Source organism: Streptomyces sp. NPDC025721, from assembly GCF_055558595.1.
The window spans coordinates 467,492-484,848 of record NZ_JBVHMF010000002.1 but is presented as its reverse complement, the minus strand read 5'-3'; the positions used below and the strand labels follow the sequence as shown (position 1 = coordinate 484,848).

Genomic DNA, 17,357 nt, shown 5'->3' with positions numbered 1-17,357 from the left:
GCTTACAGCAAGACCTTGTAAGGGATTCCAGCATGCGATACGCCGGGTAACGCTCCTCAACTCCCCTTCCGTACAGGTCTTCCCGCCGTCCGGCACCCCCCGGCCGTCCGCGGTCCGTACCGCGTTCCGCCTCCCCGAGCGGGTGTCGCACGGTGGTAACGCGTTCGTCACATCGGAAGGGTTCTTGCAGAAAGTTGCTTGCAAGGACTTTCGCAAGGGATTGCATCGCTGTTACGTTCCTGCCCAGCCCGAGCAGTGGAGCCAGTCGGATCTGGGCGAACGGGCACTTCCCTCTTCAAGGAGTCAGGTATGCGACGCGGCATATCCGCCGTGGCGATGGCCGCGGCCATCGTTCTCGGGGTGACCGCCTGTGGCGGTAGCAGTGACAGCAAGGATGACAAGGCGTCGGCGGCGAAGGACCCGGCGGCGGTGACCGGGTCGATCACGTACTGGGACACCTCGGACGCGAAGAACGAGGCTCCGACGTACAAGGCGCTGATCGCGGACTTCGAGGCGAAGTACCCGAAGATCAAGGTGAACTACCAGAACGTGGACTTCACCACGGTGGAGCAGAAGTTCAAGGCGGCGGCGCAGAGCGGCAAGGGCGCGCCGGACGTGATCAGGGCGGACGTCGGCCTGATCCCGGAGTACGCGTCGCTGCACTACATCGCGCCGCTGGACGGCACGGCCGCGCTGACGGACGCCGGCGACTTCCTCGCGGGGCCGCTGAACACGACGAAGTACGACGGGAAGACCTACGGGGTGCCGTCGGTGACGGACACGCTGGGGCTGCTCTACAACAAGGACATCTTCGCGAAGGCGGGGATCGCGGCGCCGCCGAAGACGTGGGACGAGCTGATCGCGGACTCCAAGACGATCAAGGAGAAGGTGCCGGGGGTCGCGGGCACGTACGTGAACCCGGACTCGTACTTCCTGTTCCCGCTGCTGTTCGGCGAGGGCGCCGACCTGGCGGACCCGGCGGGCAAGAAGATCACGATCAACTCGCCCGAGGCGGTCAAGGCGGTGACCAAGGCCAAGGAGGTCTACGACACCTCCTCGCTGAAGGTCGACTTCGCGAGCGCGTACGACAACATGCAGACGTCCTTCAAGACCGGCAAGGTCGCGATGCTGATCCAGGGCCCCTGGTCGGTCAGCGACGACCTGGCGGGCAGCGCCTTCCAGGGCAAGGAGAGCAACCTGGGGTACGCGCCGGTCCCGGCCGGTTCTACCGGCAAGGCGCTGGCGCCGACCGGCGGTCACGACCTGGCGGTCTACCAGGGCTCGAAGAACCTGGACGCGTCGTACCTGTTCACGCAGTTCATGACCTCCTCCAGCAGCCAGCAGCAGATCGCGCTGAAGAACGGCACGCTGCCGACGCGGACGTCCGCGTACACCGCCGAGGTCACCAAGAACCCGCAGATCGCCGGGTTCAAGCCGATCATGGACACCGCCCGGCCGCGGGTGGCGCTGCCCCAGGTCGGCAGCCTGTTCACGCCGCTCCAGCAGCAGTACATCAAGATCCTTCAGGGTGAGACCTCCGTGAAGGACGGGCTCGACACGGCGGCGAAGGAGTTCGGCAAGCTGCTGCCCGGATTCACCGTCCAGTAGCCCCCTTTTCTCCGGGCCGGCCGGCCGGGGCCCCGCCACCTGAACAGGCGGGGCCCACGCGCCCGGCCGGCCGGTCCGGTCCACTCCTGAACAGCCACAAGACCCGACAGAGCCGAGGAGCGATGACCACCGCCACCATGGACACCCCCGCCCGGGGCAAGGCCCCCCGGCCGGGCCTCAGGACGTCGCTGCGGCGGTCCTGGGACAAGTACTGGTACGCCTGGGTGATGGTCGCCCCGGTGCTCATCGTCATCGGCGTGCTCGTCCTCTACCCGCTGGTGTACGGCATCTACCTGTCGCTCACCAACGCGACCGAGATGAACGTCGCCAAGGACATCGGCCCGGTCCACATCGGCGCCACGTACGACTTCGTGGGCCTGCACAACTACTGGCAGATCATCTCCGGCAAGGACGGCGACTTCTACCCGCGGCTCCAGTGGACGGTCATCTGGACCGTGTCCTGCGTCGCGATCACGTACGCCATCGGCCTCGGCATGGCGATGCTGCTCAACCGCCCGGTGCGCTTCCGCCTCTTCTACCGGCTCGCGCTGATCCTGCCGTGGGCGGTCCCCGCCTTCATCGGCGTCTTCGCCTGGCGGCTGATGTTCAACTCGCAGTACGGCGTCTTCAACGACATCATCACGCACATGGGAATGCCCGCCCAGGACTGGCTGGGCACCCCCTTCGCGCAGAAGATCGCGGTCATCATCGTCAACGTCTGGTGCGGCGTGCCGTTCATGATGGTGGCGACCCTGGGCGGCCTCCAGTCCATACCCAGCGAGCTGTACGAGGCGGCCGAGATGGACGGCGCGACGCCGTTGCAGCGGTTCCTCAACGTGACGCTGCCGGGCCTGCGGCCGGTCACCAGCACGGTGATCCTGCTGAGCACCGTGTGGACGTTCAACATGTTCCCGATCATCTTCCTGCTGCTCGGCAACAACACCACAGGGGACACCGACATCCTGGTGACGTACGCCTACGAGAAGGCGTTCACCGGAGTGTCCGACTATTCGGGCGCCGCGGCCTACGGCATCGTCATCCTCCTCATCCTTGTGGCCTTCTCCACCTTCTACCGCCGCCAGTTGAAGTCCGAGCAGGCATAGGAGCCGGATCACCATGAGTGCCACCACCCACAGCGGCCCGGCCGCCACCGCCCCCGCCGCCCGTACCGGCGCGGCCCCCGGGTCCGCCGCGCGCCGCAAGTACCGCCCGCGCGGCACCCGCAGCCGCGGCGCCTCGCTCGCGCTGCACGCCACCTTGCTGGTGGCGAGCGCCGTCGCGGTCTTCCCCGTGCTGTGGATCGTCTTCATCTCGCTGGGCCCCAGCACCTCGTGGCAGCAGCCCGGCGAGGTCATGCGCCATCTGAGCCTGGGCAACTACCGGTTCGTGCTCTTCCACACCAACTTCCCCAAGTGGTTCCTCAACTCGGTGATCGTGGCCGCGGCCACCACGGTGCTCGGCGTGCTGATCGCCTCCAGCGCCGGATACGCGATCTCCCGGATGAAGTTCCCCGGGCACAAGTCGCTGATGTGGACGTTCCTGATCACGCAGATGTTCCCGGTGGCCGTGCTGATCGTGCCGCTGTACAACCTGATGGCGCAGCTCGACCTGATCGACACCTACCTCGGCCTGGTCCTGGTCTACTGCACGATCTCGGTGCCCTTCTGCGCCTGGATGCTCAAGGGGTACTTCGACACGATCCCGCGCGACATCGACGAGGCGGGCCGGGTGGACGGCCTGACCCCGTTCGGCACCTTCTGGCGGCTGATCGTGCCACTGGCCCGGCCGGGCCTCGCGGTCACCGCCTTCTACAGCTTCCTCACCGCGTGGGGCGAAGTCGCCTACTCCAGCCAGTTCATGAGCAACAAGCACTCCACGCTGGCGGCGGGCATCCGCACCTTCGCCTCCGACCAGCGCGCCGACTGGGGCAGCATGACCGCCGCCTCGGTCGTGATCGCGATCCCCGCGGGCATCGTCTTCCTGCTCGTCCAGCGCCACCTGGTGGCCGGCCTCACCGCCGGAGGCACCAAGGGCTGAGGCCCGCGAAGGCCCCGCGAGGGCCCGACCGTCCGCACCGCACCACGTACGTAAGCCAGTTGTCGTTCCCCCGCCGCCGAAGGCCCGGAACAATGAAGGAAGCCATGAGCCAGCACCTCACCCACGCGCCCAGCTCCGCCACTGCCGACGCCGCTGGCGACGCCGGGGCGGAGCGCAGAGACTGGTGGCGCGACGCGGTCATCTACCAGGTCTATCCGCGCAGCTTCGCCGACGGCAACGGCGACGGCATGGGCGACCTGCCCGGGATCACCGCCCGGCTGCCGTACCTGCGCGAACTGGGTGTGGACGCGGTGTGGCTGTCGCCGTTCTACGCCTCCCCGCAGGCCGACGCGGGGTACGACGTGGCCGACTACCGGGCCGTCGACCCGATGTTCGGCAGCCTCACCGACGCCGACGACCTGATCAGGGCCGCGCACGCGCTGGGCCTGAAGGTCATCGTGGACCTGGTGCCCAACCACTGCTCGGACCAGCACGAGTGGTTCAAGCGGGCGCTGCACGAGGGACCGGGCTCGCCGCTGCGGGACCGCTTCCACTTCCTGCCCGGCAAGGGCGCGGACGGCGAACTGCCGCCCAACGACTGGGAGTCCATCTTCGGCGGCCCGGCCTGGACCCGTACCCTCAACCCGGACGGCACGCCCGGCGAGTGGTACCTGCACCTGTTCGCGCCCGAGCAGCCCGACTTCAACTGGAACCACCCGGCGGTGCACGACGAGTTCCGCTCCGTGCTGCGCTTCTGGCTGGACCTGGGCACCGACGGCTTCCGGATCGACGTCGCGCACGGCCTGGTGAAGGCCGATGGCCTGCCGGACATCGGGCACGCGGAGCAGCTCACGCTGCTGGGCACGGCGGCGATGCCGTACTTCGACCAGGACGGTGTGCACGAGATCTACCGCGGCTGGCGCCGCATCCTGGACGAGTACGCGGGAGACCGGATCGCGGTCGCCGAGGCGTGGACGCCGACGATCGAGCGGGCCGCGCTCTACCTGCGCCCCGACGAGCTGCACCAGGCGTTCAACTTCGAGTATCTGAGCACCCCTTGGGACGCGCCGGAGCTGCGCAAGGTCATCGACAAGTCGCTGACCGCGATGAGCGCGGTGGGCGCGCCCGCCACGTGGGTGCTGTCCAACCACGACGTGACCCGGCACGCGACGCGCTTCGGCAACCCGCCGGAGCTGGGGACGCAGCAACGTGAGCCGGGCGACCGGGAGTTGGGGCTGCGCAGGGCGCGGGCCGCGGTCGTGCTGATGCTGGCGCTGCCGGGTTCTGCGTATCTCTACCAGGGCGAGGAGCTGGGCCTGCCGGACGTGACGGACCTGCCGGACGAGGTACGGCAGGACCCGTCGTTCTTCCGCGCGGCCGGGCAGGACGGCTTCCGCGACGGCTGCCGGGTGCCGATCCCGTGGTCGGGCGACGAGGCGCCGTACGGCTTCGGTCCGGCGGGCGGGCCGAGCTGGCTGCCGCAGCCGAAGAGCTGGGCGGGCCTGAGCGTCGAGGCGCAGACGGGCGACCCGGCGTCGACCCTCGAGCTGTACCGGGCGGCCCTCGCGGTGCGCCGGGAGCACCCGGCGCTGGGCGCGGGCGCCGCGGTGACGTGGCTGGACGCGCCCGAGGGCGTACTGGCCTTCCGCAGGGGCGGCGGGGACGAGCCCGGCGCCGGGAGCTTCGTCTGCGCGGTCAACCTGACCCGCGAGCCGGTGACGGTGACGCTTCCCGGCCCCGGGCGGATGCTGCTGTCCAGCGACAGCGGCCTGCACGCGGGTGCGGGCGCGGGCCCTGGCACTGGCTCCGGCTCCGGCTCCGGCTCCGGCTCCACCAGCGGCAGCGGTAACGTCAGCGGTGACAGCGATGTCAGCGGCGGCTCGACGGCGGGCGTCCCGAACACGGAGAATGGCAGCATTGAGCTGACTATCTCCGCAGACACGGCAATTTGGTGGGCGATCTGACGTGGTGGCGTTCCGTCCCCTAGCATCCGGTGCTGTGACCGCGCGGCTCGCTGACATCGCAGCCCAGGCGGGGGTCAGTGAAGCGACGGTCAGCCGGGTACTCAACGGCAAACCCGGCGTCTCCACGACCACCCGTGAATCCGTACTGGCCGCGCTCGACCTCCTGGGGTACGAGCGGCCGGTCCGGCTGCGCCAGCGCAGCGCCGGACTGGTCGGGCTGATCACCCCCGAGCTGCTGAATCCGATCTTCCCCGCGTTCGCGCAGATCATCGGACAGGCGCTGACCCGCCAGGGGTACACCCCGGTGCTCGCCACCCAGACGCCCGGCGGGTCCACCGAGGACGAACTGGTGGAGATGCTGGTCGAGCGGGGGGTCGCCGGGATCATCTTCGTCTCCGGTCTGCACGCCGACTCGGCCGCCGACATGGAGCGCTACGCCAGGCTCCAGGGCCAGGGCGTGCCGTTCGTGCTGATCAACGGCTTCTCGGAGAAGGTCGACGCGCCGTTCGTGTCGCCGGACGACCGGGACGCGGTCCGGCTGGCCGTCACCCATCTCGCGGCGCTCGGCCACCGCAGGATCGGCCTGGCCGTCGGGCAGAAACGGTACGTCCCCGTACAGCGCAAGATCGAGGGCTTCACGGCGTCCATGGCGGACGTGCTGGGCATGGCGGAGGACGAGGCGCAGACACTGGTCCAGCACTCGCTGTACACGCTGGAGGGCGGTCAGGCGGCGGCCACGGCGCTGATCGCCTCGGGCTGCACCGCGATCGTCTGCGCGTCGGACATGATGGCGCTCGGCGCGATCCGGGCGGCCAGGCAGCAGGGCCTGTCGGTGCCGGAGGACGTCTCGGTGGTCGGTTACGACGACTCGCCGCTGATCGCCTTCACCGATCCGCCGCTGACCACCATCAGGCAGCCGGTCGCGGCGATGAGCCAGGCCGCGGTGAACGCGCTGCTGGAGGAGATCGGCGGCACGCCGGCGCCCCACAGCGAATTCGTCTTCCTGCCCGAGCTGGTCGTTCGAGGTTCAACAGCCGCCGCGCCGGCCGCGCGGAACACGCCCGTGCCCGCACAGAAACCCTCCTCAAGGGGGACGGGCGGCACGCAGGATCCGACCGAAGGCTGACCTGCGATACGGGGCGAATCTGGCAGACTGGTGTCCCATGGGGGAACCGACTGCGAAGACTATGGGCGGCCGTACGACCGCCTCGCCGCGCTCCACCGGTTCCACTCCCCCGGATGGAGCGACCGGCGTGGCCCGCACGGAGCCGCGCCACACCCTCCTCAGGCGCATCCGCACACCCCGCAGACCCCGGCTCTGGTTCGAGATCCTGCTGATCGGCGTCAGTTACTGGGTGTACTCGCTGATCAGGAACGCGGTTCCGGAGCAGAAGACCGTCGCCCTGCGACACGCCGCGTCGGTGTGGTCCTTCGAGAACCACCTCGGTCTGGCGATCGAACGGTCCGTCAACCACGCCGTGAATTCGGCGACCTGGCTGATCGTCATCATGAACTACTACTACGCCACGCTGCACTTCATCATCACCATCGGTGTGCTGGTGTGGCTCTACCGCCGCCATCCGGGGCGGTACGGCCCGGCCCGTCTGGTGCTCTTCGTGACCACCGCCATGGCCCTGGTCGGCTTCTACTTCTACCCGCTGGCGCCGCCCCGGCTGATGACGGGCGGCGGCTTCATCGACACCGTCGAGGTGCACCACACCTGGGGCTCGTTGTCCTCGGGCAATCTGGCGCATGTGTCGAACCAGTACGCGGCCATGCCGTCGATGCACATCGGCTGGTCCCTGTGGTGCGGGATCACCATCGCGATACTGGCCAAGCACACCTGGGCGAAGGCGCTGGGCGCGCTGTACCCGGTGTTCACCCTCACGGTCATCATCTCCACCGGCAACCACTTCTGGCTGGACGCGGTCGGCGGTGTGGTGTGCCTGGCGGTCGGTTACGGGATCTCGTACCTGGTCTACGGGCGCTGGCTGTACCGGATGCCGCGCCAGCCGGTGGACGCGGTGTCGGCCCGGGCGTCTGACCCTCAGACGGCGTGATGCGGCGCCACGTACAGCGTCTGGAGCGCGAAGCCGTGGTAACCGGCGGTGTCGGCGAGGCGGGTGCTGGTCGTACCCCCGCCCGCCCCGTCCAGGGCTGACACGGCGTCCAGCGCCACCCAGGGGCCGACCGGCGGGCGCAGGAAGCTCAGCACGAGGTCGAGGTTGCTGAACAGGTGGGTGCGGAAGTCCAGCGCGGCGCTGAAGCCGCTGGCGCCGTCCGAGACGAGGACGGCCCGCTGGGTGCCGGAGGTCGTCTCGCCCGCGACGAGCGGGAACTTCGGGCGCACCCACACCGTGGCCGGTCCCGGCGTCGTGACGAATCCGGCGAGGTAGCGGTAGTCCATGGACGCGATCCAGCCATGGTCCAAGTGGCCGGGGAGCGGGTCGGCCGGGACGACGTCGTCGGGGTCCGGCAGCGGCGCGGCCTGGACGGAGACGTCCGGTACGAGGCCGGGTGAGCGGCGGCGCCACCAGGCGCGGGCCGACAGGACGACCCGGCCGTCGACGCTCAGCTCGCCCGCGAGGAGCTGGGCGCGCCTGCCGGGCTTGAGGACGGAGGCGCGGACGCGGACCGGGCCGACGGGGACGGGGCCGTGGAAGTCCATGGCGATTTTCGCGAGGTGGCCGTCGGGGTGGCCCTCGGAGTCGATGTCGGGGTCGCCGTCGGAGTCGCCGTTCCGTGCCGTCGCCGCGATCAGGGCCTCGAACTCGCGGACCAGCAGCGCGCTGGGCGGGCCGCCGTGCTGGAGGTCGGGCGACCAGGGGCCCTGGGTGGCGTCCGTCGCCACGAAGGACCCGTCCGGGTCGGGCTCGTAGAAAGCGGTCGGTTCGCCCATCCCTGCTCCTCCGGCTCGTGTACGTTTCGCATTCCGTAACGCCTGACACCACCGTATGATTTCGGAATCAGAAGCGTCAAGGAGGGTCGGATGGAGGGTGGCACCGGTGGCCCCCGGCCGGGCGGCGAGGTCCGTGGCTCGCGCACCGGGCGGCCCCTGATGGCCGCGCTCGATCTGCTGGGGCGGCGCTGGGCGCTGCGCATTCTCTGGGAGCTGCGGGACGGGCCGGTCGGTGCGCGTGACCTGCGTGAACGGTGCGACGCGATGTCGCCCAGCGTTCTTTATCAGCGGTTGCGGGAGTTGGCCGCGGCCGGGCTGCTCGCGCAGGGGGATCAGGGGCGTTACGGGCTCACGCCTCTCGGGGCGGGGCTGGCCGAGGCCATCGCGCCGTTGGATCACTGGTCTCGTACGTGGGCGGAGACGCTTTCCGAATAGGCGGGGTGTTCTTGCCCGCCCGCCCACCCGTGCGGGTGCTTTGTCGTCTGCGGGTGCCGCCTGTGCCTGGTCGGTGCCGGTCCGGGGCACCTCCTCGAAATGCGGCTACCTGGCCCCGCGTATCCGGTGCCCTTCTTGTCACCGCATTTCTGCGGGGGCACCCCGGCCCGTCCCCTCCGGGTACGTCGGCGTCCGACGGGCCGGTGGGGGTGGCCGGGGTGGGTGGCAAGGACCGTGAGGGCGCCCCGAGCGTCCTCCTCCCGGGGCTGGGAGGGTGGCACCCTCACACGGTCCGCGGGTGGACGGGTGTCCAAGACCGTGAGGGCGCCCCGCCGTTCCACCCCCTCCCCCTCCCACATCCGGGGGTGGAGGGGGTTGGGGGCGGAGGGAGAGGGGTTCGAAATGCTGCCGGATATTTGTGGCGCAGGAGAGGTCACCGGATAGGGAGTACCAGAAGCGCCGTAAATATACCGATTTCGAACCCCTCTCCCGCAGCCCCCGGCCCCCGACCCACGCACGACCCGAGCCCGCCCGACCCGAGCCGGCCCGAGGCGGTCCGAGGCGGGCTACTCGTAGGCGTAGAAGAGGCGTTCGACGACGGCGCGGGCGCGGCGGGTGCGGCGGCGGTAGTCCTCCAGCATGTCGCCGACGTGGCCGGGCGGGTAGCCGAGGTAGCGGCCGACGGCGGCGAGTTCGCGGCCGTCGCTGGGGAAGGTGTCGCCGGGGCGGCCGCGAACGAGCATGACGGCGTTGCGGACGCGGGTGGCGAGAACCCAGGCGTCGTCGAGGACTGCGGCGTCCTCGGGGTCGATGAGCCCGGCCTCGCGGGCGGCGGCGAGGGCCGGGCGGGTGCCGGTGGTGCGCAGGGCGGGCAGCCGCCCCGCGTGCTGGAGTTGCACGAGCTGAATCGTCCACTCGACGTCGGACAGCCCGCCGCGCCCGAGCTTGGCGTGCGTAGTGGGGTCGGCGCCGCGCGGCAGCCGCTCGGTCTCCATCCGGGCCTTCAGGCGCCGTATCTCGCGGACCGCCTCTTCTTCGAGGCCGTTCTCCGGGTACCGCAGCGGGTCGACCAGGGCGGTGAACCGCGCCCCGAGATCCGCGTCGCCCGCGACCGGCAGGGCGCGCAGCAGCGCCTGGTTCTCCCAGATCAGCCCCCAGCGCCGGTAGTAGGCGGCGTACGACGCGAGGCTGCGGACCATGGGCCCGCTCTTGCCCTCGGGCCGCAGATCGGCGTCGACCAGCAGCGGCGGGTCCGCGGTGGGGATCTGGAGCAGGCGGCGCAGCTCGTCGGCGACGGCGAGCGCGGCGCGGGTGGCCTCGCCCTCGTCGGCGCCGTCGAGCGGTTCGTGGACGAAGAGCACGTCGGCGTCCGAGCCGTAGGCCAGCTCCCGGCCGCCGAAGCGGCCCATGCCGATGACGGCGAAACGGGTGGGCAGCGGGTGCGCGTCGTTGCCGGTGACGTGGTTGACGGCGGCGCGCAGCGCGCCCGCGAGCGTTGCGGCGGTGAGCCCGTAGATGGCGGTGCCGACGCGGTCGACCAGCGCGGCGGGGTCCGGCGGCTCGTCGGGCGTCTCCTCCTGGGCCTCCTCGTCGTCGCCGTAGGTGTCGATGAGGTCGGCGGCGGCGGTACGGAACAGCTCGCGGCGGCGTACTCCCCGTACCGAGGCGATGGCCTGCTCGGGGGTGTCGGCGCGGCCGACGGCGGCCAGCACCTCCTGCTCCAGGGCGGCGTGGTCGCGCGGCACGAGACCGTCGGCGGCGCCGAGCAGCGCGACCGCCTCGGGGGCGCGCATCAGCAGGTCGGGGGCGAGCCGCCCGGAGGAGAGGACGCGGGCCAGCCGCTGCGCCGCCGCGCCCTCGTCGCGCAGCAGCCGCAGGTACCAGGGGGTCTTGCCGAGCGCGTCGGAGACCTTGCGGAAGCCGAGCAGCCCGGCGTCGGGGTCGGCGGAGTCCGCGAACCAGCCGAGCAGCACCGGCAGCAGCGTGCGCTGGATGGCGGCCTTGCGGCTCACGCCGCTGGCCAGCGCCTCCAGGTGGCGGACGGCGGCGGCCGGGTCGGCGTATCCGAGCGCCTGGAGGCGCTGGCGGGCCGCGTCGGTGCTGAGCCGGGTCTCCTCGCCGCCGAGCTGGGCGACCGCGTCCAGCAGCGGCCGGTAGAACAGCTTCTCGTGCAGCCGCCGTACCTCCATGGCGTGCCGCTTCCACTCCCGGTTCAGCTCGGCGACCGGGTCGGCGCGGAAGCCCAGGCCGCGGCCGAGGCGGCGCAGTCCCGCCTGGTCGTCGGGGACGAGGTGGGTGCGGCGCATCTTCTGGAGCTGGATGCGGTGTTCCATCAGCCGCAGGAAGCGGTAGGCGTCGTCGAGCGCGGCGGCGTCGGTGCGGCCGACGTAGCCGCCCGCGGCGAGGTCGGCGAGCGCGGTCAGCGTGGTGCCGCTGCGCAGCGACGGATCGGTGCGGCCGTGCACGAGCTGGAGGAGCTGCACGGCGAATTCGACGTCGCGCAGGCCGCCGGGGCCGAGCTTCAGCTCGCGGTCGATCTGGGCGGCGGGGATGTTCTCCACGACGCGGCGGCGCATCTGCTGCACGTCGGTGACGAAGTTCTCGCGCTCGGCGGCCTGCCAGACCAGCGGGCGGATCGCGGCCAGGTACTCCTCGCCGAGCGCGTCGTCCCCGGCGACCGGCCTGGCCTTGAGCAGCGCCTGGAACTCCCAGGTCTTCGCCCACCGCCGGTAGTAGGCGAGGTGGCTGGAGAGCGTACGGACCAGCGGCCCGTTCTTGCCCTCGGGCCGCAGATTGGCGTCGACCGGCCAGATCGTGCCCTCGGCGGTGGTGTCGGAGCAGATCCGCATCATCCGGGCGGCCAGCCGGGTGGCTGCGCGTACGGCGGTGCCTTCCGCGTCCTCCTGGCCCGCCGTCTCCTCGGCCGGTTCCGCCACGTAGACGACGTCGACGTCGGAGACGTAGTTCAGCTCGTGGCCGCCGCACTTGCCCATGCCGATGACGGACAGCCGGCAGACGGCGGCGTCCTGCGGGCTCTCGGCTGCGGCTATCGCCAGCGCGGCGCGCAGGGTGGCGGTGGCGAGGTCGGCCAGTTCCGCGGCGGTACGCACCAGGTCGCTGGTGCCGCACACGTCGCGGGCGGCGATGCCGAGCAGGCAGCGGCGGTAGGCGACGCGCAGCGCGTCGGGGGTGTCGGCGCCCGAGAGGGCCCGGACGAAGTCGGCGACGCCCGGGTGCAGGTCGGCGGACTCGTACATCACCAGCGCGTGCCAGTGGGCGGGGTGCCGGGCGAGGTGGTCGCCGAGGGCCTCGGAGGCGCCGAGGATGCCCAGCAGGCGGTCGCGCAGCGGCTTCGCCGTCATGACGGTGTCCAGCAGTGTCCGCCGCTCCGCCGGGTCCAGCGCCTCCGTGAGGCGTACCAGGCTGATCAGCGCCTGGTCGGGGTCGGCCGTCGCGCCCAGCGCCTCCAGCAGCACCGGGTCCGTCCTGACCGTCGACAGCTCGGGCAGCTCCAGCAGCCGCTCGGCCGCCGCCGGGTCCGTGAAGCCGTGCCGCAGCAGCCGCGTGAACGTACTGCTCCGGCGTCCCTGCATCGGCCCTCCCGGCGGGTCATGTGGTGTGGCGGGGTGACGCTCGACTGGCTTGGCTTGGTTTGGCTTGGTTTGGCTTCGCGGTGGCGCGTGTCCCGTACCCCGGAACGGTCCCGCGCAAGCCCGGATCGATCAAGGCTTCGGTTTGAGCGTAACCCCCTGCGGGGGGCTCGGTCGCCGGAGTGCGGCCACCAGTCCACCCGACCCCGACCCCGATCCCGCGCCCCGCACACGGCCCCATCCCAGCGACCAAGAGGCCCGCACGAGCGTGGGCGTAAACACATGACCCGCACCACGCGGCGCGGCCCGGCCCCGTACGGCACGCATGGCATGGGCGCAACCGCATGACCCGCACGGTGAGGGCGCAACCGCATAGCTCGCACCGCGCTGCGCGCGCAGCACCGCCCCACCGACCGCGACACCCCGCCCGCACGGCCGGAGGCTCCCCGCGGCGCGGGCGGAACCGCACGGATCGCGTAGCGCCGCCCCAGCAACCGCACCACCCCGGCCTCCGACCCAAGGCCCCCGCCGTGCGGACGGAATCGCACGACCCGCACGCACGGCGCGCGCAGCGCCGCCCCGCCGACCGCGACACCCCACCTCCCGGCCGGAGGCCACCCGCGCCGCAGGCGCAACCGCACGACCCGCACCACGCGGCGCGCGCGCAGCGCCGACTCACCGACCACACCCCCCTCCCGGCCGGAGGCCCCCCTCCGTGCGGGCGGACATCGCGGGCTTGGCCACGCGGGAGAGTGGCGCGGCGTGGCGGGCGGGGCTGCCCGGTAGGGGGCAGGGGCGCGGTGTCCCCCGCAGGAGGGCCTCGGGAGCCGGCGGCAGGCCGTACCTCGGTGTTCGCCTTCATTTCACCCGGCGCCCGCTCGCCCTGACGTGATCGGGCTCTTAAAATTTGTCATGTACAGCGGTTCCTCGTCCTTCCCCCCACTACCGGAGGTACGCCGTGCACGGCTGGACTCTGCCCCGCCGCAGCCGCACCGCTCTGTTGTCCGCAGTCGGCCTCGCCGCCGCGTCCGCCGGTCTGTGGACCGGTCTCGGCGGCTCGGCGCACGCGGCCGGTTCTGTGCCCACCCCCGACCACACCCTCGTGGTGGTCATGGAGAACCACGCGTACAGCCAGGTCATCGGCAGTTCGAGCGCGCCGTACATCAACTCGCTGGCCACCGGCGGCGCGAATCTCACGCAGAGCCACGCGATCACGCACCCGAGCCAGCCGAACTACTACGCGCTGTTCTCCGGGTCCACGCAGGGCGTGACGGACGACAGTTGCGTGAAGATCGGCTTCAGCTCGGCCGCGAATCTCGGCTCCGAGGTGATCGCCGCGGGCAAGACCTTCGGCAGTTACAACGAGACGCTGCCGAGCCAGGGTTCGACGACCTGCAAGAGCGGCAACTACGCGCAGAAGCACAACCCGTGGTTCGGCTTCGGCAATGTCCCGACGTCGACCGCGAAGACCTTCGCGCAGTTCCCGACGGACTACTCGACGCTGCCGCGGATGTCCTTCGTCGTACCGAATCTGTGCAGCGACATGCACGACTGCTCGGTGGCGACCGGCGACACCTGGATCAAGAACAACCTGGGCGCGTACGCGACGTGGGCGAAGACCCACAACAGCGTGCTGGTCGTGACCTTCGACGAGGACAACTCGCTGAGCGGCAACCGGATTCCGACCGTCTTCTACGGTCAGCCGGTCACCGCGGGCAGTTCGTCCGCGACCAACTACAACCACTACAACCTGCTGCGCACGCTGGAGGATCTGGCGGGTACCTCGGGGCACGCGGGCAACGCCGCGTCCGCCGCGGACATCACCGGCATCTGGACCAACTGACCGATGTACGTCAGCGAGAGCCGCGGCAGCACGCCCGCGACACCCGCACCGACGAGCGCGGCGGACAGCCCGACGACAGCGCCGACGACCGCCCGGGGCCCGCGTCCCGGGCGGTCGTCCGCGGTCACCTCGACGGTGCTCGCGCTCGGCGCGGTCAGCCTCATCACCGATGTGTCGTCGGAGATGGTCACCGCGGTGCTGCCGCTGTACCTGGTCACCGGGCTCGGGCTCTCCCCGCTCGGCTTCGGTCTGCTCGACGGCGTCTACAACGGATTCAGCGCGGTGGTACGGCTGGTCGGCGGGCATCTCGCCGACCGCGGCGGGCGGCACAAGGCGGTGGCCGCCTTCGGGTACGGGCTGTCCGCGCTGTGCAAGCCGCTGCTGCTGGCCGTGCACACGTTGCCGCTGATCGGCGCGGTGCTCGCCGTCGACCGCACCGGCAAGGGTCTGCGGACCGCGCCGCGCGACGCGCTCATCTCGCTGTCGGCGCCGCCGGAGTCGCGGGGCCGGGCGTTCGGTGTGCACCGCGCGATGGACACCACCGGGGCGCTTCTCGGGCCGCTGGCCGCCTTCCTGATTCTCCGTCAGGCGGCGGAAGGATACGACGCGGTCTTCACCGTCAGCTTCTGTGTGGCGGCGGTCGGCGTGGTCGTGCTGCTGCTGTTCGTGCCGTCGGGCGTACGGCGGTCAACTCCCGTGCCTGACAAGGACGTTGACCGGCCGTCCTTACGGGCCGCCGTGGGGCTGCTCGGGCGGCGGGAGCTGCGCGGGCTGGCGCTGTGCGCGGTGGCGCTCGGGCTCGCCACCGTCAGCGACTCCTTCGTCTATCTGCTGCTGCAACGCCGACTCGGCGTCCCCGACCGGTGGTTCGCGCTCCTCCCGCTGGGCACCGCCGCCGCCTTCCTGCTGCTCGCCGTGCCGCTGGGCCGCTGGGCGGACCGGGTCGGCCGCTGGCGGGTCTTCGTCGGCGGCCACTTCGCGCTGCTCCTGGCGTACGGGCTGCTCCTCGCCCACCTGCGGGCGGGCGTACTGCCGTACGCCGTACTGGCGTTGCACGGGGCCTTCTACGCCGCCACGGACGGCGTGCTGATGGCGGCCGCGGCCGGTTCCGTACCGGCGGCGCTGCGCTCCAGCGGGCTCGCGCTCGTACAGACCGGGCAGGCCGCAGCGCGCTTCGTCTGCTCCATAGCCTTCGGGGCGGCGTGGACCGCGTGGGGCGACCAATCCGCCCTGACGGGGGCCGCGTTGGCACTGACGGCGAGCGTCGCGCTGTCGGTCCGGCTGCGGCCGTCACGGACTCCCACGGCGCCGGAGGCGACGGCATGAGCGGGCGGGTCGAGGGCGGTATGAGCATGCGCAACCGGCTGCTGGTGCTGCTGGCCAGCATCACCGTGCTGGCGTGCGTGGCGGGGGTCGCGGTCTGGCGGGCCGCCGACCGGGCCGACCGGAAGAACCAGGTTCAGGCAGGCGGCCCCGCCGTCCGCGCCGGTACGGTCTCGCTGGCCGCCGGCGGCCCCCGTATCGTCTTCCGCTCCATGGCGTGGGGGCCGCACCGCGACGAGTTGGCCTCGGTGCCCGCCTCCGCGCCGGACGGGCCCCGCGTCGCGTCCGGCGTGAAGTGCCTGCGCTTCTACGCGGCGGGCGGCACCGGCATCTGCCTCCAGGCCAAGCGCGGCGCGGTCAACGACTCGTACGACGCGGTCGTCCTGGACTCGGCGCTGCGCGCCACCCGCCGTGTGCCGCTCGCGGGCATCCCCACCCGCGCCCGTGTCTCGCCCAGCGGGCGGATGGCCGCGTGGACCGTCTTCGTCGGCGGCGACTCGTACGCGGGCACCGACTTCTCCACCCGCACCTCGATCCTGGACACCCGCACCGGGACCCTCCAGTCGTCCCTCGAGGACTACGCCGTCACCCGCGACGGGCACCGCGTGCGCGCCGCCGATATCAACTTCTGGGGCGTCACCTTCGCCGACGACCGGCACTTCTACGCCACGCTCGCCACCGGCGGTCACACCTACCTCGTGCGCGGCGACGTCGCCGCCCGTACCGTCACCACGCTGCGCACCAATGTCGAGTGCCCGTCGCTCTCCCCGGACGGCACCCGGATCGCCTTCAAGAAACGCGTGCCCGGCCTGCCCGCCGACGCCCCCTGGCGCCTCTACGTCCTCGACCTGGCCACCTCGCGCGAGTGGCCGCTTACCGAGACCCGCAGCGTCGACGACCAGGCCGTGTGGTCCGACAACGCGACCGTCGTCTACTCCCTCCCCGGCGACTACGGCTCCGACCTGTACACCGCCCCCGCCGACGGCACCGGCGCCCCCCGCCTCCTCACCCCCTCGGCCCTGGCCCCCGCCTGGCTGCCCTGACCCCGGAGGTGACGTCCTCCGGGGCGGCCCCGCCTCGGGGGGGGCGCGGGTCAGCAGACGCGGACGGACTGCGCGGAGGAGAGGTCGCTGTCGGTGTAGCCGGGCGGGCGGCCCGAGTAGTCCTGGGCGACGCTGCCGATGGGGTTCTTGCCGTCGCGGCCGTAGTAGAAGGTGGTGCGCACCCCGCCGACCTGGTTGTTGTTGATCCAGGTGGCCTGCTCGTCGATGGCGATGTTGTGGACCGCGCAGGCGTTCCACGGGCCGAGCCAGTACCACGTGTTGGTGTCCGTGTTGTGGATGTGCAGGCACATGTCGCCCACCGGGGGGAGGTTGCAGTCCACCGCCTGGGCGGGGGACGCGGCCACGAAGCCGACCGTGCCGGCGAGCAGCGCGCCGCTTACCGCGAGGGTGACCGTCCGCTTTCCGATACGCATACTCAAGGGCCTCCTTGTTCGCAGGAATTGACCGAATTCCGCACCCGGAGCCGTGCCGACGCATTGCCGTTCACGGTCGCGCGTAAACGCGCACCGATTCTCCGGGCAGCCCCAAGTAGACGCCGACGTTGGCCGGGATTGCCATTGATTGGATGACGTTCCAATGTTTGGCTGGCGGTTC

At 71.4% G+C, this 17,357-nt stretch carries 13 protein-coding genes; 10 read left to right on the top strand and 3 right to left on the bottom strand.

Features of this window, described 5'->3' with window-relative positions; all coding sequences use genetic code 11:
- The first annotated feature begins 309 nt into the window (after positions 1–309).
- From ACZ4EF_RS06100 to ACZ4EF_RS06075, 6 genes are all read left to right on the top strand, one after another.
- Complete coding sequence (locus tag ACZ4EF_RS06100) at positions 310–1,608, top strand: extracellular solute-binding protein (RefSeq protein WP_467503001.1); 1,299 nt, start codon at positions 310–312, stop codon at positions 1,606–1,608.
- A 122-nt stretch (positions 1,609–1,730) separates the two neighbouring features.
- On the top strand, positions 1,731–2,711 hold the full coding sequence (locus tag ACZ4EF_RS06095; protein ID WP_188283291.1) for a carbohydrate ABC transporter permease: 981 nt from the start codon (positions 1,731–1,733) through the stop codon (positions 2,709–2,711).
- A gap of 13 nt (positions 2,712–2,724) precedes the next feature.
- Positions 2,725–3,645: a sugar ABC transporter permease gene (locus ACZ4EF_RS06090; protein ID WP_355334406.1), complete on the top strand. Its 921-nt coding sequence runs from the start codon at positions 2,725–2,727 to the stop codon at positions 3,643–3,645.
- Between the two features lie 104 nt (positions 3,646–3,749).
- A complete protein-coding gene (locus tag ACZ4EF_RS06085) occupies positions 3,750–5,609 on the top strand; it encodes a glycoside hydrolase family 13 protein (protein ID WP_467502998.1) in 1,860 nt (619 codons plus the stop codon).
- Positions 5,610–5,643: 34 nt separating this feature from the next.
- The gene (locus tag ACZ4EF_RS06080) at positions 5,644–6,735 is read left to right on the top strand and encodes a LacI family DNA-binding transcriptional regulator (protein ID WP_355334408.1); all 1,092 of its coding nucleotides are present in this window, start codon (positions 5,644–5,646) and stop codon (positions 6,733–6,735) included.
- A 37-nt stretch (positions 6,736–6,772) separates the two neighbouring features.
- Entirely contained in the window at positions 6,773–7,669 is an 897-nt protein-coding gene (locus tag ACZ4EF_RS06075) for a phosphatase PAP2 family protein (RefSeq protein ID WP_467502996.1), read from the top strand.
- On the opposite strand, the gene ACZ4EF_RS06070 is transcribed toward ACZ4EF_RS06075, so the two are convergent.
- Positions 7,657–8,508: a thioesterase family protein gene (locus ACZ4EF_RS06070; protein ID WP_467502994.1), complete on the bottom strand. Its 852-nt coding sequence runs from the start codon at positions 8,506–8,508 to the stop codon at positions 7,657–7,659. The two genes, ACZ4EF_RS06075 and ACZ4EF_RS06070, sit on opposite strands and share 13 nt — an antisense overlap.
- Positions 8,509–8,667: 159 nt before the next feature.
- Between ACZ4EF_RS06070 and ACZ4EF_RS06065 the strand changes: the two genes are divergently transcribed.
- Entirely contained in the window at positions 8,668–8,943 is a 276-nt protein-coding gene (locus ACZ4EF_RS06065) for a winged helix-turn-helix transcriptional regulator (protein WP_467503082.1), read from the top strand.
- Positions 8,944–9,509: 566 nt separating this feature from the next.
- Here the strand turns inward: ACZ4EF_RS06065 and ACZ4EF_RS06060 are convergent.
- Positions 9,510–12,536, bottom strand: a complete 3,027-nt coding sequence (locus tag ACZ4EF_RS06060) for a bifunctional [glutamine synthetase] adenylyltransferase/[glutamine synthetase]-adenylyl-L-tyrosine phosphorylase (protein WP_467502992.1) — start codon at positions 12,534–12,536, stop codon at positions 9,510–9,512.
- 955 nt (positions 12,537–13,491) lie between these two features.
- On the opposite strand from ACZ4EF_RS06060, the gene ACZ4EF_RS06055 reads away from it, so the two are divergent.
- Genes ACZ4EF_RS06055 through ACZ4EF_RS06045 form a run of 3 tightly spaced genes read left to right on the top strand, consistent with a single transcriptional unit; the run spans position 13,492 to position 16,742 of the window.
- On the top strand, positions 13,492–14,376 hold the full coding sequence (locus tag ACZ4EF_RS06055) for an alkaline phosphatase family protein (protein ID WP_188279784.1): 885 nt from the start codon (positions 13,492–13,494) through the stop codon (positions 14,374–14,376).
- Between the two features lie 3 nt (positions 14,377–14,379).
- On the top strand, positions 14,380–15,702 hold the full coding sequence (locus ACZ4EF_RS06050; protein WP_355334422.1) for an MFS transporter: 1,323 nt from the start codon (positions 14,380–14,382) through the stop codon (positions 15,700–15,702).
- A 20-nt stretch (positions 15,703–15,722) separates the two neighbouring features.
- Positions 15,723–16,742, top strand: a complete 1,020-nt coding sequence (locus tag ACZ4EF_RS06045; RefSeq protein ID WP_467503081.1) for a TolB family protein — start codon at positions 15,723–15,725, stop codon at positions 16,740–16,742.
- Positions 16,743–16,792: 50 nt separating this feature from the next.
- On the opposite strand, the gene ACZ4EF_RS06040 is transcribed toward ACZ4EF_RS06045, so the two are convergent.
- Complete coding sequence (locus ACZ4EF_RS06040) at positions 16,793–17,176, bottom strand: hypothetical protein (protein WP_355334424.1); 384 nt, start codon at positions 17,174–17,176, stop codon at positions 16,793–16,795.
- Positions 17,177–17,357: the final 181 nt, after the last annotated feature.